The sequence below is a fragment of the Pseudofrankia sp. DC12 genome, assembly GCF_000966285.1.
In the GTDB taxonomy this organism is placed as follows: Bacteria; Actinomycetota; Actinomycetes; order Frankiales; family Frankiaceae; genus Pseudofrankia.
Genome location: NZ_KQ031391.1, coordinates 4,818,327 through 4,833,380 on the forward strand (window position 1 = coordinate 4,818,327; position 15,054 = coordinate 4,833,380).

11 protein-coding genes are annotated in these 15,054 nt (G+C 72.2%); 5 read left to right on the forward strand and 6 right to left on the reverse strand.

All coding sequences use genetic code 11. The annotated features are described in order from the left end of the window. Positions 1-101: 101 nt before the first annotated feature. A complete protein-coding gene (locus FRADC12_RS19410) occupies positions 102-527 on the forward strand; it encodes an RpiB/LacA/LacB family sugar-phosphate isomerase (protein ID WP_052711016.1) in 426 nt (141 codons plus the stop codon). 112 nt (positions 528-639) lie between these two features. Here the strand turns inward: FRADC12_RS19410 and FRADC12_RS19415 are convergent, their stop codons facing one another. After that, positions 640-1,425, reverse strand: coding sequence for a tyrosine-protein phosphatase (locus FRADC12_RS19415; RefSeq protein WP_045877700.1), 786 nt, complete (start codon positions 1,423-1,425; stop codon positions 640-642). Positions 1,426-1,557: 132 nt separating this feature from the next. Beyond that, positions 1,558-2,463, reverse strand: coding sequence for an LbetaH domain-containing protein (locus FRADC12_RS19420; protein ID WP_232303898.1), 906 nt, complete (start codon positions 2,461-2,463; stop codon positions 1,558-1,560). A gap of 232 nt (positions 2,464-2,695) precedes the next feature. Between FRADC12_RS19420 and FRADC12_RS19425 the strand changes: the two genes are divergently transcribed. Beyond that, complete coding sequence (locus FRADC12_RS19425) at positions 2,696-3,667, forward strand: NAD-dependent epimerase/dehydratase family protein (RefSeq protein ID WP_045877701.1); 972 nt, start codon at positions 2,696-2,698, stop codon at positions 3,665-3,667. A 150-nt stretch (positions 3,668-3,817) separates the two neighbouring features. Here FRADC12_RS19425 and FRADC12_RS19430 read toward each other — a convergent pair whose 3' ends face one another. Further along, the gene (locus tag FRADC12_RS19430) at positions 3,818-5,773 is read right to left on the reverse strand and encodes a nucleoside-diphosphate sugar epimerase/dehydratase (protein WP_045877702.1); all 1,956 of its coding nucleotides are present in this window, start codon (positions 5,771-5,773) and stop codon (positions 3,818-3,820) included. Positions 5,774-5,999: 226 nt separating this feature from the next. Between FRADC12_RS19430 and FRADC12_RS19435 the strand changes: the two genes are divergently transcribed. From FRADC12_RS19435 to FRADC12_RS28585, 3 genes are all read left to right on the forward strand, one after another. Next, positions 6,000-7,637, forward strand: coding sequence for a tyrosine-protein kinase domain-containing protein (locus tag FRADC12_RS19435; protein WP_084011036.1), 1,638 nt, complete (start codon positions 6,000-6,002; stop codon positions 7,635-7,637). After that, positions 7,634-9,826: a DUF4012 domain-containing protein gene (locus FRADC12_RS19440; protein WP_045877703.1), complete on the forward strand. Its 2,193-nt coding sequence runs from the start codon at positions 7,634-7,636 to the stop codon at positions 9,824-9,826. Before FRADC12_RS19435 ends, FRADC12_RS19440 begins: the two co-directional genes overlap by 4 nt. A 97-nt stretch (positions 9,827-9,923) precedes the next feature. After that, positions 9,924-11,042, forward strand: coding sequence for a hypothetical protein (locus tag FRADC12_RS28585; protein WP_052711018.1), 1,119 nt, complete (start codon positions 9,924-9,926; stop codon positions 11,040-11,042). Positions 11,043-11,316: 274 nt separating this feature from the next. Here FRADC12_RS28585 and FRADC12_RS19450 read toward each other — a convergent pair whose 3' ends face one another. The 3 genes from FRADC12_RS19450 to sdhC form a co-directional block, all read right to left on the reverse strand. Continuing rightward, complete coding sequence (locus FRADC12_RS19450; RefSeq protein ID WP_045877704.1) at positions 11,317-12,081, reverse strand: succinate dehydrogenase/fumarate reductase iron-sulfur subunit; 765 nt, start codon at positions 12,079-12,081, stop codon at positions 11,317-11,319. 1 nt (position 12,082) lies between these two features. Further along, complete coding sequence (locus FRADC12_RS19455) at positions 12,083-13,999, reverse strand: fumarate reductase/succinate dehydrogenase flavoprotein subunit (RefSeq protein ID WP_045877705.1); 1,917 nt, start codon at positions 13,997-13,999, stop codon at positions 12,083-12,085. 101 nt (positions 14,000-14,100) lie between these two features. Further along, positions 14,101-15,000, reverse strand: a complete 900-nt coding sequence (sdhC, locus tag FRADC12_RS19460; RefSeq protein WP_045877706.1) for a succinate dehydrogenase subunit SdhC — start codon at positions 14,998-15,000, stop codon at positions 14,101-14,103. Positions 15,001-15,054 lie beyond the last annotated feature (54 nt).

A 15,054-nucleotide genomic window follows, 5' to 3' on the forward strand; every position in this document is an offset into this window, starting at 1 on the left:
CAGCAATCGGGGCGGTGCCGCGGGGGCTGGCGGGTTTTTCGCCACGCGGGCCTATTGCCCTCGAACGAGTCGATGGGTAGTAGAAAGGTGCGGCGAGACCGGTGACTGCCGGGAATTTCAGCATTATTTTTGGTGCGGACGACACCAATGAGTGTGTGACCGCCGTGCGGGAGTATCTGCGGGCGAACTACGAGACCACGGTCGTTGCTCCGACCAGCTGGCCGGAGCTTTCCGAAACTGTGGCCCGTGGCGTCGCCGCCGGCGAGTATCGTTTCGGCGTGCTGATGTGCTGGACGGGCACGGGCACGGCAATGGCGGCGAACAAGGTGCCCGGAGTGCGGGCCGCGCAGGCCTGGGAGCCGTGGGTCGCCACCCATGCGCGCCTCTGGAATGACGCGAACGTCCTCGCGATGAGCCTGAAGAGAACGGCGCCCGAGGTCGCGCTCGACTGCCTGCGGGCGTTTCTCGCGGTAGCGGGCCCGGATCCCGAGGAAATGCCGCAGATCGGGAAGATGCGGGGCCGGTAGGCGTTCGTTCGCGGTTCCCGTCCGCCCGTCTCGGGAGAACACGGATGCATGCGAATGACTACGGCAGCCGTGAGCCGGAAGATTTCTCGCGGCTGCCAGGCCGAGCTGACGATCAATCCGTGATATCGACGACGAGACGGCCGCGCAGCGCGGCCACGGATTCGGCGGGTACGCCGGCCTGTTGGGCCCAGCCGGTGGCGCTGCCCCAGGTCTCGTCGATCCGGTCGAGAACCCCGGCCATGACCTCCGGGCGGACGCGTAGCTGGTCGGCGTCCGCGCGGGTGCGGATGCCGCTCTCGTAGGACGGCAGCGCGGCGAGGCGCGTCTCGATGAGGTGGATCCGGTCGTTGGTGGCCAGGTAGTCCTCGATGATGGCCTCGGGCTCGACGCCGACGAGGGAGAGCACCACCGCGGCGAGCACCCCGGTGCGGTCCTTGCCGGCCGCGCAGTGGAACAGCGTCGGGCCGTTGGCCTCGTCGGCGATGAGGCGGACGGCGGTCGCGACCGAGTCGCCCGCCAGCCGCAGGTAGTCGAGGTAGTGCTCGACCCGGTCGTCGCTGGTGCGGATGCGGATCAGCGCCTGGGCCGCCTCCTCCTCCGCGGCGACCTCGGCCGGCGTGATCCAGCGGGTCCGCAGGAACGACAGGTTGTGATGCGCGATCGGCTCGGCGCCCAGCGGCCCGCGGCCCTCCCGGGCCAGCTCCTCGGGAGTGCGCAGGTCGAGGATCGTCCGCAGGCCGAAGTCGTCGCGCAGCCGCAGCACGTCGGCTGGGCTCAGGTGCTGCAGGGTGTCGCTGCGCAGCAGCACCCCGTACTGGGTCTGGCCGCCATCCAGGGTGGGTAGCCCACCGAGATCGCGGACGTTGTCGCAGCCTTCGAGCTCGTACCAGCGATCCACAGGTTCGATGCTAAGCGGCGGCCCGGGCCGGGCGCCCCGGTTTCGCCGTTCGGATGACCGGCGACGGCGACTGTTCACCTGTTGCGCCGTCGGTCGCCCGGCGCCCGGCTGATTGCTCGGAGTGCCTCGGGCTCAGGCGATTTCGGCCTGTGGGACGAACCTCGGCCGGGTGCCGGGCGGCCCCTGGGGAGCCGGCTGCGGGCGTGGCCGCTCCCGGCGCTGCTCCGGTCGGGGCTGCTCGGCTGCGGGCTGCTCGGGCCGGGGCTGTTCGTGGCGTGGCGGGGGCGGCCAGGTCGGCGGCCGGACGTCGTCGGGAGGTAGGTCGGCGAGGTCAGCCGTGTCCACCTCGGCGAGGCCGTGGGCCGGCGTGCGCCAGCCTCGGGTACCCGAGGCGATCGGGCGCGCCGGGACGCCGACGACGACCAGCTCGGGCGCGACGTCGTCGACGACGACCGCCCCGGCCCCGACGACGGCACCCTCGCCCACCTTGCGCTGGCGCACCACGGTCGCCTGACTGCCGACCCAGACGCGCGCGCCGATGTCCGCGCCGCCGGCGACCCGGGCGCCGGGAGCGACGGTCGCGTAGTCACCCAGGCGGCAGTCGTGCGCGACGCTGGAGCCGACGTCGACGAGCACGTGCCGGCCGGTGGAGATGTTCGTGGTGAGGCTGGCGAGCGCGCAGACGACGGTGCCGGGGCCGAGCTTGACGTCGCCGCCGAGGTTGGCCCGCGGGTGGACGAGCGTCGCCGGTCGCCGGCCGGCGGCGCTGGCACAGCGGTCGATGCGCGCCCGGGCGTCGGCGGATCCGACGCCGATCAGGTAGTCGGCGTCCAGGGTGGCCAGCAGGTCGAGCCCGCCGAGCAGGCTGGCGCCCCGACGGGCCAGCAGGTCGGCGTCCGCGCTGTTGTCGTCGCGCGGCCCGGTGTCCGGCTGTTCGTCGAGGAAACCGAGGAAGCGGTAGGCGGGCGCGTCTGGGTCGATGGCGTTGACGGCCTCGACGACGTCGAGCAGCTCGCGGCCGTATCCGCCGGTCCCCACGATGACTAGCTGCCGACGGTGGCGGCGTGTTGACACAACGTGACCGTAGAGCGTGGAGCCGATGAGTTCAACGGCAGGGGCTCCGCGATGTCCTGGCGTGGCGGCCGGTGCGGCGAAGGTCGGGCGCCCCGGCGCCAACGGCTCCGTGTCGACTTCCAACGGTGACGAGATGTGGAAGGGGCGGCGAGCATACTGCGGTGAGCGCCTGAGCAACTCCGAAGGGTGATGATCGATGAAGGTCGTGGTGACCGGTGGAGCCGGCTTCCTCGGTTCCCATCTGACCAGAGAGCTGCTCGTGGCCGGCTGCGACGTCGTCGTCGTCGACGACCTCAGCACCGGCGCGGTCTCGAACCTGTCGGGCCTGCCGGTCAAGCTGATCGTGGGCAGCGTCACCAACCGTGCCCTGCTGGAGGAGGCCGCGAGCGGCGCCGACAGCATCGTTCATCTCGCCGCCCGCCCGAGCGTCGAGCGCTCGCTGCTGGACCCGATGGCCACCCACGACGTCAACGTCACCGGCACGCTGACCGTGCTCGACGTCGCCCAGCGGGCCGAGGCCCACGTGATCGTCACGTCGAGTGCCGCGGTCTACGGCGACGCGGGCCCGCTGCCCTGCCGGGATGACGGCCCGGTCGCCCCGCGCAGCCCGTACGCGGCCAGCAAGCTCGCCGCGGAGGCGTACGCGCTCGGTTTCCAGGCCAGCTGCGGGCTGCCGGTGCTCGTGGCGAGGCTGTTCACCGTCTTCGGCCCGTTCCAGTCGGTCGGGCATGCGTACACGGCGGTCATCCCGGCGTTCATCGACGCGGCGCTGGCGGGCCGGCCGCTCACCGTCCACGGTGACGGGCGTCAGACCAGGGACGTCGGCTACGTCGAGCCGATCGCGGCGATGCTCGCCGACGCGACCACCCGCCGGCTCGCGCGTCCGCGGCCGGTCAACCTGGCCTTCGGCGCCCGGGTCGACCTGCTCACGCTGGTGGCGGCCCTGGAGGACATCCTCGGCTACCAGTTGCCGGTCGCGTTCGGGCCGGGCCGGGCCGGCGACGTGCGCGACCTGCAGGCCGACCCGACGACCGCCCGGGAGCTGTTCCCGCAGGCGGTGGGCGGTGACCTGGCGACCGCCCTGGACGCGACCGTCGCCTGGTACGGGGCCCGCGGCGGCTACCCCCTGGCCCCGCCCCGCCCGCCCGCCGCCCAGCTGCCCTCGTGACTAACTGTAACTCTGCGTGACCAGGAGTTTGAGTTCATCTGGCGGCTTCTGCGGCTTTCCGCGTCTACCTCGAAGCGGGTTGGGAGGGCGCCTCGGCGCCCGACCGGTGAAGCGGCCGCGGTCGCGCAAGCGACCTTCGGCCGCTTCACCTTACCGGCCGCGGTTCGCGGTGCTGGTGGGCTGGTGGGGGATTCGGGTCAGGCCGGCGGTGACGGCCGCGAGGTCGGCGTCGCGGCCGAGTTCGAGCAGCGCGGCGCGCACCTTCTCCTCGTCCGCCCACGGGTCCAGCTCGACGACGATGCTCGGGTCTAGCGCCGGCACCGGGACCTCGGAGATCAGCGGATGGTGCGGCCGGTCGTCCGTCTCACCCATGCCGAACAGCGCCTCGTGCAGCTTCTCGCCGACCCCGAGGCCGGTGTAGACGATCTCGGCCTTCTGGCCGCCGGTCTTGGCCGCGGCGCGGGTGGTCAGCCGCTCGGCGACGTCGACGATCCGCACCGGCTCGCCCATGTCGAGCACCAGGACGTCACCGCCGGAGCCGATCGCCCCCGCCTGCAGCACCAGCTCGACCGCCTCCTGGACGGTCATGAAGTACCGGGTGACCTCCGCGTCGGTGACGGTGAGCGGACCGCCGGCGGCGAGCTGGCTGGCGAAGATCGTCAGGACTGAGCCGTTGCTGCCCAGCACGTTGCCGAACCGCACGCTGACGTAGGGCAGGCGGTGCTCGGCGGCCACGTGCGCGGTGAGCCGCTCGGTGATCCGCTTCGAGTAGCCCAGTACGGACGACGGGTCGGCGGCCTTGTCGGTGGAGATGTTGACCAGCCGCTCGACCCCGCTGGCCGCGGCCGCCTCCAGCACCGACAGCGTTCCCCAGACGTTGGTCTTCACCGACTCGCCGGGGAAGCGCTCCAGCAGCGGCAGGTGCTTGAGCGCCGCGGCGTGGAACACGACCTCGGGGCGCCGCTCGGTGAACAGCGCGGAGACCATGTCGACGTCCCGGATGTCACAGAGCACGACCGAGTCGTCATCAAGGCCGGTATGGCCGTGGAGCGAGAGCTGGACGGCCCGCAGCGCGGACTCGTCCCGGTCGAGCATGACCAGCTCGGCCGGGCCGAAGCGGTGCACCTGGCGGCACAGCTCGGAGCCGATCGACCCGCCGGCGCCGGTCACCAGCACGCGCCGGCCCGCCAGGTAGCCGGCGGTGGTGGCGACGTCGGTGCGGATCTGCCGGCGGCCCAGCAGGTCGTTGATGTCGATCTCCCGGATGTCGGTGACGTCGACGTTCCCGCCGATCAGGTCGGCGACCCTGGGCAGCACCTTGACCGCGAGCCCCGCCACCTCGGCCAGCTCGCTGATCTCGCGCAGCAGGGCCGCGTCCGCGCTCGGGATCGCGACCAGCAGGGTCGCGGCGCCGGTGGCCCTGGCGACCGGCGCGATCGCGTCCCGGCCGCCCCGGACCCGGACGCCGTGCAGCTGCAGGTTCCAGCAGCGCGGGTCGTCATCGAGCAGCGCGACCGGGTAGTACGGGCTGTCGGGCGTGCGCAGCATCGCGGCGAGCACCTGCTCGGCACCCTCGCCGGCCCCGAACACGATCAGCGGCTCGGTGCCCTCGGGTGCGGGGCGGCGCAGCCGTTCCTCGGTGAGGCGGTAGAGGTAGCGGACCCCGAACATGACGGAGAGGGTGACCGTGCCCCCGAGCGGCGGCACCGACAGCGGGATCGGGCGCGGCTGGCCGAACGCGAAGACGGCGATCTCCAGGCCGATCACGGTCAGCGTGACCGAGGTCAGGATGCTGAGGACCTCCTCGAACCCGCCGAACCGGTAGCGGCCGAGATAGAGGTGCAGCGCGGTTCCCACGAAGTGCAGCAGGCAGACCGCCAGCAGCACGATCACCCAGAACCCGGGGTCCCGCAGCGTCGCGGCCTTGAAGTTGAGACGCCCGGTCTGAGCCGCGGCCAGGCCCGCCACCAGCGCCAGGCTGTCCAGGGTGATCTGGAGACCGACCCGCTGACGGAGCTCGAGCCGTGACACGAGTCGCGACACGCGCCGCGCGGCTGCCGCCGTCCACTGCGGTTCACGCGCGCCGTCTACTCTACGTCTCCACATGACGCCATAGAGTAAGCGCAATCGATGGCGGATCCGTCGCTACCAGAGGGCCTCAGTTGACGGGCGTGGCGGGGGCACGGCGCGGCAGAACCGGGTGTCCCGGACAGGCAGCGCAGACCCCGTCCGGCGCAGACCCCGTCCGGCGCGGCCACCGGACCGGCGGCCGCGCGGCACGCCGCGGACACGACCCGACGGCACACGACGAGACGAAGAGGGTGGGCGACGGGTGGAACTACGGGTGTACGCGCGCGTGCTGCGCCGTGGCTGGCTCCTCGTCCTGGCCCTCGCGGCGGCCGGCGGGCTGCTCTCGGCCGTGGTGACCTGGCAGGCGACCAGGACGTACGCCGCGACCGTGACCATGCTCGTCTCCACCGCCGGTGACGGCTCGAACGACTCGTCGGCCGACGACAGCGGGCAGCTCTCCCGGCAGCGGGTGAGGTCCTACGCGAAACTGGTCGCCAGCGACCGGGTCGCTGTCGCGGTGATTGGCCGGCTGCATCTGACCGAGAGCCCCGACGCGCTGCGCAGCCGGATCGTCACCCAGGCCGTGCCCGACACGCTACTGCTGCGGGTCAGCGTCCGCGATTCGAGCGCGTCGCGGGCCGAGCACCTCGCGGACGCCGTCGGGGCCGCGTTCTCCGCGGCGGTCGCCCAGACCGAGGCGCCCAGCCCGGGCCAGCGGCCGACTGCCCGGGTCACCGCCTGGGAGGCGGCGAAGCTGCCCGCCGGCCCGGTGACGCCGCGGCCGGCGCGTAACCTGGTGCTCGGCCTGCTCTTCGGCCTGGCCGCCGGCCTCGGCGCCATGTTCGTGCGGTACCGGCTTTACGCCGGCCACTGCGACGACGCTGAGGCCGCCGCGATCACCGGCCGGCCGGCCCTCGGGTCGATCGTCTTCGACCCCGAGGCCGCCCGCCGCCCGCTGATCGTGCACGCGAGCCCGCACTCGCCGCGGGCTGAGGGTTTCCGCCTCCTGCGCGCCAACCTGCGTTTCGCTGGCGTCGACGGCGGGCCACGCTCGATCGTCATCACCGGTTCCGGGCCCGACGAGGGCAGGTCGACGACCAGCTGCAACCTGGCGATCACGCTGGCGCAGGCCGGCGCCCGGGTCTGCCTGCTGGAAGGCGACCTGCGCCGGCCGTCGTTCGCCGCATACCTCGGCGTCGACGTGACCGCTGGGCTCACCTCGGTGCTGATCGGCGCAGCCAAGCTCGACGACGTGCTGCAGCCGTGGCGCACCGGCCGCTATCCGGCGCTGGGCAGCACCGGCCCGTCTTTGGCCGTGCGAGATGCCGGCCCGTCTTTGGCCGCGGGAAGTGCTGGCCCGTCGTTTGCCGCTGGTGGCAGGGGCTGGCTCGGCGACGGCTGTGTCGATGTGCTGCCGAGCGGCCCGGTCCCACCGGACCCGAGTGAGCTGTTGGGCTCGCGCGCGATGGCTGAGCTCCTCGAGCAGCTCTCCGGGCGATATGACGTGGTGCTCGTCGACGCGCCGCCGCTGCTCGCGACCTCCGACGCCACGGTGCTGGCTGGCCGGGCTGGTGGCACCCTGCTCGTCGTCCGGATCGGGCGGACCCGGCGGGCGCGGCTGCGCCGCGCGGCGGCGGCGCTGCGGTCGGTCGACGCCAGGGTGCTCGGCACCGTGCTGAACATGGTCCCGCCGCCGGGCTCTGTCGACGAGGAGCGGGGGCTGTTCGACGCCTTCCCCCCGCGCGGCCGCCGTCCCAGGGCCGAGCTGGCCCTGGCCGGGCGGCCCAGCGTGGCGCGGGCCGCCGACGCGGGCCCGCCCGATGGGCCGGTCAGCCTCACCCCCCTGCCCAACCAGCGCTCTGACGGGGAAAGCCTGATGACGGGGGCCACCACGCGATGACGACGGACCGAGCCGGCAACCGAGCCGGCGGCACCAGCGCGCAGCCCGGCCCGGACGAGGCTGCCGCACCGGACGAGGCCCCCGCCCCGGACACCGCCGCCGCCGCCGGCGGCGGCGCCCAGGTGCCCGCGCAGCGCTCACCCGGCAATGCCTCAGGCCAGCCACTCGGCGCCGCCGCGGCGGACCTGGCAGATGCGGAGACGGTGGCGGCGGCTGTGCCAGCCGAGCGTCCTGCCGGCGGTGCCGGCGGTGCCGGCCGCCGCGCGGCCGAGCCCGCGACGGCCGGGAGTCCCTCGGCGGGACTTGGGCGGCGCGCGTTGGCGGCCGGGGCGCGGGTGGGCTCCTGGCCGAGCCGCGCGGTGCTCTGGCCATGGCGGCTGCGGCGGCCGAGCCGGCGGGCGCTGCTGGTAGGTGTGTGTGTCGCCCTGCCGGTGCTGGCCGTCTTCGGCTGGGTGGGTGTGCGCGGGCTGCTCGCCTACCACGAGCTGGCCCAGACCCGTTCCGGCCTGGCCCGGCTCGAACAGCGGCTGCTCGACGGCGACGTCCCGCCGCCTGCCCAGCTCGCCGCCGAGGTGAGCCGGATCGGCCGCCAGACCCACTCCGCCCGGAGCCTGACCGGTGACCCGGTGTGGTCCGTGGCCGGGCACCTGCCCGTTGTCGGGTGCCCGATGCGAGCGGCGCACGCGTTGGTAGTAGCCGTCGACGGGATGGCCTCGGGGGGGCTGCCGGCGATGGCCCAGGCCGCCGACGCGTTGAACCCGGCGTCGCTGCGGTCGGGAATGTCGATCGACCTGCTCGCGCTCGCGCGCGGCAAGGTGCCTGTCGACCGGTCCGCGGTCGCGGCCGGGCGGTTCCGCGCGATGCTCGACGACGTCCCGGGCTGTGGCTGGACCGGCCGCACCCTGGGCCTCACCCCGGCTCGCGACACGGCGGTGGCCCAGGCGCGCCGGCTCACCGGAGCGTTCGCCGGTCTGAAGCTCGCGATCCAGCTGGCACCGCCGATGCTCGGCGGTCAGGGCGAGCCGCGCCGTTACCTGTTGATCGTGCAGAACCCGGCCGAGTCCAGGGCCAACGGTGGGATCATCGGCGGGTTCGGGCTGCTCACGGCCCAGAACGGGAAACTGAGCCTCGACAACATCTCCGGCAACGGGCAGCTGCCGCCGCTGCGAGCCGGCTCGCCACTGCTCACTCACTCGATGCTGCCGGCGGACCTGACTGCGCGCTACGGCCCATATGATCCGGCCCGAATCTGGGCCAACGCCAACCTGACGCCCGACTACCCGACGGCCGGCCGGTTCTACTCGGGCCTGTACCAGGGCGGCACCGGCACCAGCGTAGATGGCACCATCAGCATCGACCCGACCGCGCTGTCCTATCTCCTGGGCGCCACGAGACCGGCCGTCATGCCGGACGGCAGAGTGATCACCGCGGGGAATCTCGTCAAGCTGGTCGAGTCGGACGCGTACTCGCTGATCAACGGTGAAGGCCCCCGCGACCAGTTCTTCGCCGACGTCGGCAAGGCTGTCTACCAGGCGGTGACGGCCGGCGGTGGGAACACGGCCGGCCTGCTGGAGGCGCTCGGGCGCTCGGTGGGCGAGGGCCGGCTGCTGGTGTCAAGCAACCACGCCGACGAGGAAAAGGTGCTGGCCACGACCTCGCTGGGTGGCGCGCTTCCCACCGGGCCCGGGCCTTTCCTGGCCGTACTGACCCAGAACTCCGCGGCCAGCAAGCTCGACTACTGGGCCCGTCGGACGGTCGACTACCGGTGGCAGCCGCGCCCGGATGGCAGCGGCATCGCGATCATCACGGTGCAGGTGCTCAACGCGGCTCCGGACGGCCTGCCCGACTACGTGCGCTACCGGCTGGACCTCGGCGGGCCGGGGGGAAACCCGGACGGGCAGAACAAAGTCTGGCTGTCCGTCTACACGGGTGTGGGCAGCCAGCTGCTGGCCTCCAGCCTCGACGGCCGGCCGACGACCCTGGCCCGCGACACGGAGGCCGGGCACCCCATCGCCTCAACGTTCCTGTCGTTGGACAGGGGAAAGCCCAGGACGCTCGTGCTGGAGGTCTGGGAGCCCGCGGGCGGCCCGGTGCTCACCGTGCGTCAACAGCCTTTGGTGAAGCCAGCGCAGTTCACCGTCGAAGGGCTCGCTGTTCGCCGCCCATGGTCACTCTCTGCAGGCAAGTGATCTCGCGAGGTGCGTGACACTCAACGTCACTCTGCGTAACCTCTGCGTAGTCAATCCTCCGACTGCTTGCACTGATCACCCCATGGGGAGTGCCTCAATGAAACTCCGCGCGCTAGGAGTCGCGCTGCTCGCCAGCTGCGGGCTCGCGCTCGCCGTACTGCCGGCGTCCGTGGCCGCCGCGGTCGACGACCCAATGTCCGTGACCAGCCCGGTCACCTCCGAATTCAGTCCGCCGCCGGCGACCGGCATGGACCCGGCGGCCGTGACTGGTCCGGACGGCCCCGAGGCCGGTCGGTCGCCCGGGACGGGCGAGGACCCGGCGGCCGTGACCGGTCCTGACGACCCCGAGGCCGGTCAGTCGCCGACGACTGGCATCGACCCGAGCTCGGTCATGAGCTCGTCCATCCTCGACGACAAGACGCCGCCTGCTGCCGGCCCGTACCCGCCCTCTGAGAGCTGCGGCGGCCTCACCGGAGCCCTGTCGGTGAACAGGTCCGTGCTCATCGTCGGCGAGTCGGTCGTGTTCAGCGCCTGTGGCTTCATCCCGCGTGCGCACATCACCATCACGGTCAACGGTTCCAGCATCGGGGCCGTCACCGCGGACACCAATGGCGACATCGTTGGCGAAGCTGCGTTCAAGCAGATCGGCAGGGCGACGATCACGGCCACCGGTGAGGGCCGCCAGCACCTCGGCATCCTCGGCGACATCGACAACGGCCCCGGCATCAACGTCGGCCTCGCCGCCCCGGTCGGGACCGCGTCGATCACCCGCATCGTCTCCGTCGAGGTGAACGTCCTCGACCACAACGGCAGGGACATCAACGGGACCTTCATCCCGATCCCGATCCCGATCTTCATTGGTGGGAACGACGGCAGGAACAACTGCATCAACAAGGACGGTAGGACCGGCCTCGCGGCCGTCGACGACAAGAACAACATCGACGACAAGAACAACAAGGACGGCAACAACAAGGACGGCGTGAACTGCGTCGGTGGCGTCGGTGTCGGTGTCGTCGGTGTGGGCGTCGGCGGCGGTGGTGTCGGTGGTGCTGGTGGTGCTGGTGGTGCCACCCCGGCCGGCGGGGCGCTGCCCTTCACCGGTGTGGAGACCGGCGCCATGGCGTCCATCGCGCTCGCGCTGCTCGGCGGCGGTCTGCTGCTGCGCGTCGCGGCTCGGCGGCGGCGGAACACCCTCAGCGCGCACACCGAGGGCTGAGCGAGGTCGAACCGCCTCACCGTCAGCTGGTAGCCGCCAGCTGACGGGAGCCGCCCGGCTTGCACCTCGAGCGGCTCGGTGTCCCTCAGCGACACGGCAGAGGGCCTGACGGGCGGCCGGCTGCCAGGCCCAGGCCAGGCAGCCGGCGCCTGAACCAGGAAGGGCCGCTCCCGCGGACGTGGGAGCGGCCCGTTCCTTGTTTCGCGGCCTTGCCCAGCCGGAAGCCGAGCCCACCCGGGCCCGGCTTCCCCTGGGCCGGCCGCTGGCTCCGTCGTCAGGCGCCGTCCCCCGAGCCGCGGTGCAGCCGGCGGCCGATCGCGGCTATCGGGTCGTAGGACGCGTCCACGACCCGCTCCTTGAGCGGGATGATGCCGTTGTCGGTGATCTTGATATGTTCCGGGCAGACCTCGGTGCAGCACTTGGTGATATTGCAGTAGCCGATGCCGGCCTCGGCCCGCAGCAGGTCGCGGCGGTCGTTGGTGTCCAGCGGGTGCATCTCCAGCTCGGCGTACCGGATCATCAGGCGCGGGCCGGCGAAGACCTTCTTGTTGTCCTCGTGGTCGCGGATCACATGGCAGACGTTCTGGCACATGAAGCACTCGATGCACTTGCGGAACTCCTGGACGCGGTCCACGTCCGTCTGGGCCATCCGGTGGTGGCCGTCGTCGCCGGTCGGCCTCCCCGGGGCGAAGGTGGGCACCTCCTCGGCCTTCTCGTAGTTGAACGTCACGTCGGTGACCAGGTCGCGCACCACCGGGAAGGCGCGCAGCGGGGTGATCGTCACTGTCTCGCCCGGCTCGAACAGGTTCAGCCGGGTCATGCACATCAGCCGGGGCCTCCCGTTCACCTCGGCCGAGCACGACCCGCACTTGCCGGCCTTGCAGTTCCACCGGACGGCCAGGTCGTTCGCCTGGGACGCCTGCAGCCGGTGCACCGCGTCGAGGACGACCATGCCCTCCTCGACGTCGACGGTGAAGTCCTGCAGCCCGCCGCCGTCGGCGTCACCGCGCCACACCCGCAGCGCGAGCTCGTAGCCCATCTCAGCCGTTCCCTTCGTTGCTCGCCCCGGCGGCCGTGGGCGCCTCGGGTGGGGTGGTGTCGGGCGTGGCCGGCGCCGGGACGGCGGCCGGCGCCGCGGGTGGGTCGAACAGCTCCGCGAGGTCCGCCGGCATCTGCGGCAGCGGCTGGGCGATGAGCTCCAGCTGGCCCGCGCGCAGCCGGAGCACGTGGTTGACCTTGGCGAACTCCGGGTCGGTGCCCGGGTAGTCGTCGCGGGTGTGCCCGCCCCGGCTCTCCTTGCGGGCCAGGGCCGCGGTCGCGACGCACTCGGCGACCAGCAGCATCGAGTTCAGGTCCAGAGCCAGGTGCCAGCCCGGGTTGTACTGCCGGTGTCCCTCGACGGCGACCTTCTCGGCCCGCTGGCGCAGCTCGCCGATCTCCTTGAGGGCCTCGGTGAGCTCGTGCTCGGTCCGGATGATCCCGACCAGCGACTGCATCACCGCCTGCAGGTCGGACTGCAGGGTGTACGGGTTCTCGGCGCCGTCGGTGCCGAGCCGCTCGAACGGCGCGAGCGCCGCGGCCGAGGTCTCGGTGAGCTGGGCCTCGTCGGCCGCCGGCCGCGCGTCCGGCGCGAGCGCCGCCGCGTAGCCGGCCGCGGCGGCGCCGGCACGCCGGCCGAACACCACCAGGTCCGACAGCGAGTTGCCACCGAGGCGGTTCGAGCCGTGCAGCCCGGCGGCGCACTCGCCGGCGGCGAACAGGCCGGGCAGCGTGGTCGCCTGGGTCTCCGGGTCGACCTTGATACCGCCCATCACGTAGTGGCAGGTCGGGCCGACCTCCATCGCCTCCTTCGTGATGTCGACGTCGGCCAGCTCCTTGAACTGGTGGTACATCGACGGAAGCCGCCGCCGGATCGTCTCCGGGTCACGGCGCGACGCGATGTCGAGGAATACGCCGCCGTGCGGGGTGCCGCGCCCGGCCTTCACCTCGGAGTTGATCGCCCGGGCGACCTCGTCACGGGGGAGCAGCTCCGGAGGCCGGCGGGCCGTCTTTTTGTCCGTGTACCAGCGGTCGGCCTCCTCCTCGGTGTCGGCCGTGTCCGCGGCGAACACCTCGGGGATGTAGTCGAACATGAAGCGGCGGCCTTCGGAGTTGCGCAGCACGCCGCCGTCACCGCGCACGCCCTCGGTGACGAGGATGCCCTTCACCGACGGCGGCCAGACCATGCCGGTCGGATGGAACTGCACGAACTCCATGTCCATCAGCGCGGCCCCGGCCCGCAGCGCGAGCGACTGGCCGTCGCCGGTGTACTCCCACGAGTTCGACGTCACCTGCCAGGACTTCCCGATGCCGCCGGTGGCCAGAACGACGGACGGCGCGTCGAACCGGACGAACGTGCCGGTCTCGCGCCAGTAGGCGAACACGCCGGCGATCCGCTCGCCGCCGCCCGCCGGGTCCGGCGCGGTCAGCAGCCGCTGCACGGTGCATTCCATGAAGACGTCGAGCTTCTTCGCGACGACGCGGTTCTGCAGCGTGCGGATCAGTTCCAGGCCGGTGCGGTCGCCGACGTGCGCGAGGCGCGCGTAACGGTGGCCGCCGAAGTCACGCTGGAGAATCTTGCCGTCCGGGGTCCGGTCGAAGACGGCGCCCCATTCCTCCAGCTCCCAGACCCGGTCCGGGGCCTCCTGCGCGTGGATCTGCGCCATGCGCCACTGGTTGAGCATCTTGCCGCCGCGCATGGTGTCGCGGAAATGCACCCGCCAGTTGTCCTCGGGCCATACGTTGGCCATGGCGGCGGCCATGCCGCCCTCGGCCATCACGGTGTGCGCCTTGCCCAGCAGGCTCTTGCAGACGATCGCGACGCGGGCGCCCTGCTCGTGCGCCTCGATCGCGGCCCGCAGCCCGGCTCCGCCGGCGCCGACCACCACGACGTCGTAGGTGTGTGTCTCGGCTGTCACAGCAGTTTCCTTCTTTCCTTTCCGACCGTGTGAGCGATGGACCGCTCAGGGGACCTGGCCTTGCCGCGCGAAAGGGCGACGCCCCGCGCGGCGGCGGTCGCCTAGGAGATCCAGTGCGGGTCGGTGATGGTCCCGGAGGCGACCAGCCAGACATAGAAGTCGGCCACCATGATCCAGAGCAGGCTCGCCCAGGCGAACCACATGTGGTTGCGGTTGAGCACCGAGAGCTGGGCCCAGACCCGCCGGCGCAGCGGCGCCTTGGACAGCAGCTTCAGCCCGCCGCCGCACAGGTGCCGGCAGGAGTGGCAGGACAGCGTGTAGCACCAGATCAGCGCCGAGTTCACCACCAGGACACCGGTGCCGACGCCGACGCCGAACTTCCCGCCCGGGAAGATGAACGCGAGGACCGCGTCATACGTGAGCAGGGCGGCGAAGACGAGCGCGAAGTAGAAGAAGTAGCGGTGCGCGTTCTGCAGCAGCAGCGGGAACTTCGTCTCACCCGAGTAGCCGCGCCGGGCGTCCGGGACGGCACACGCCGGCGGGGCCCACCAGAACGACCGGTAGTACGCCTTCCGGTAGTAGTAGCAGGTCAGCCGGAACCCGAGCGGGAACACCAGGATGAGCAGCGCCGGCGAGACCGGGTTGATGTTGCCGAAGATGTGCGGCGTCGCGTCGTCGGCGCAGTTCGAGGTGAGGCACGGCGAGTAGAACGGCGACAGGTACGGCTTGGCGAAGTAGTTGCCGTTGCGCAGCGCGGCCCAGATGCCATACACGGTGAACCCGGTCAGCACGGCCACGGTGAACACCGGCGCGATCCACCAGTTGTCCTGGCGCAGTGTTCGAGCGTCGACGGCGGCGCGGGGCCTGGGTACCGGTCTGGGGCGCGCGGGCGTGGCCGCGCCGCTGGGTGCCTCGGCCCCGTTGGGCGAGGCCGCGCTGGTCGGCGGTGCGGTGGACGGGGCCGGGTCCGCGACCGGCGCGGGTCTGGTCCGAACGGGCATGGTTGTTGTCTCCTCGGCTGTGCGATCCAGGGCCAGCCACGGGCCTGGCGCCGC

What these genes read in the sequence shown, in the direction of transcription:
- FRADC12_RS19430 (WP_045877702.1), bottom strand. Translation starts at nt 5,773, where the DNA reads ATGTGGAGACGTAGAGTAGACGGCGCGCGTGAACCGCAGTGGACGGCG.
- sdhC (WP_045877706.1), bottom strand. Translation starts at nt 15,000, where the DNA reads ATGCCCGTTCGGACCAGACCCGCGCCGGTCGCGGACCCGGCCCCGTCC.
- FRADC12_RS28585 (WP_052711018.1), top strand. Translation starts at nt 9,924, where the DNA reads ATGAAACTCCGCGCGCTAGGAGTCGCGCTGCTCGCCAGCTGCGGGCTC.
- FRADC12_RS19425 (WP_045877701.1), top strand. Translation starts at nt 2,696, where the DNA reads ATGAAGGTCGTGGTGACCGGTGGAGCCGGCTTCCTCGGTTCCCATCTG.
- FRADC12_RS19450 (WP_045877704.1), bottom strand. Translation starts at nt 12,081, where the DNA reads ATGGGCTACGAGCTCGCGCTGCGGGTGTGGCGCGGTGACGCCGACGGC.
- FRADC12_RS19440 (WP_045877703.1), top strand. Translation starts at nt 7,634, where the DNA reads ATGACGACGGACCGAGCCGGCAACCGAGCCGGCGGCACCAGCGCGCAG.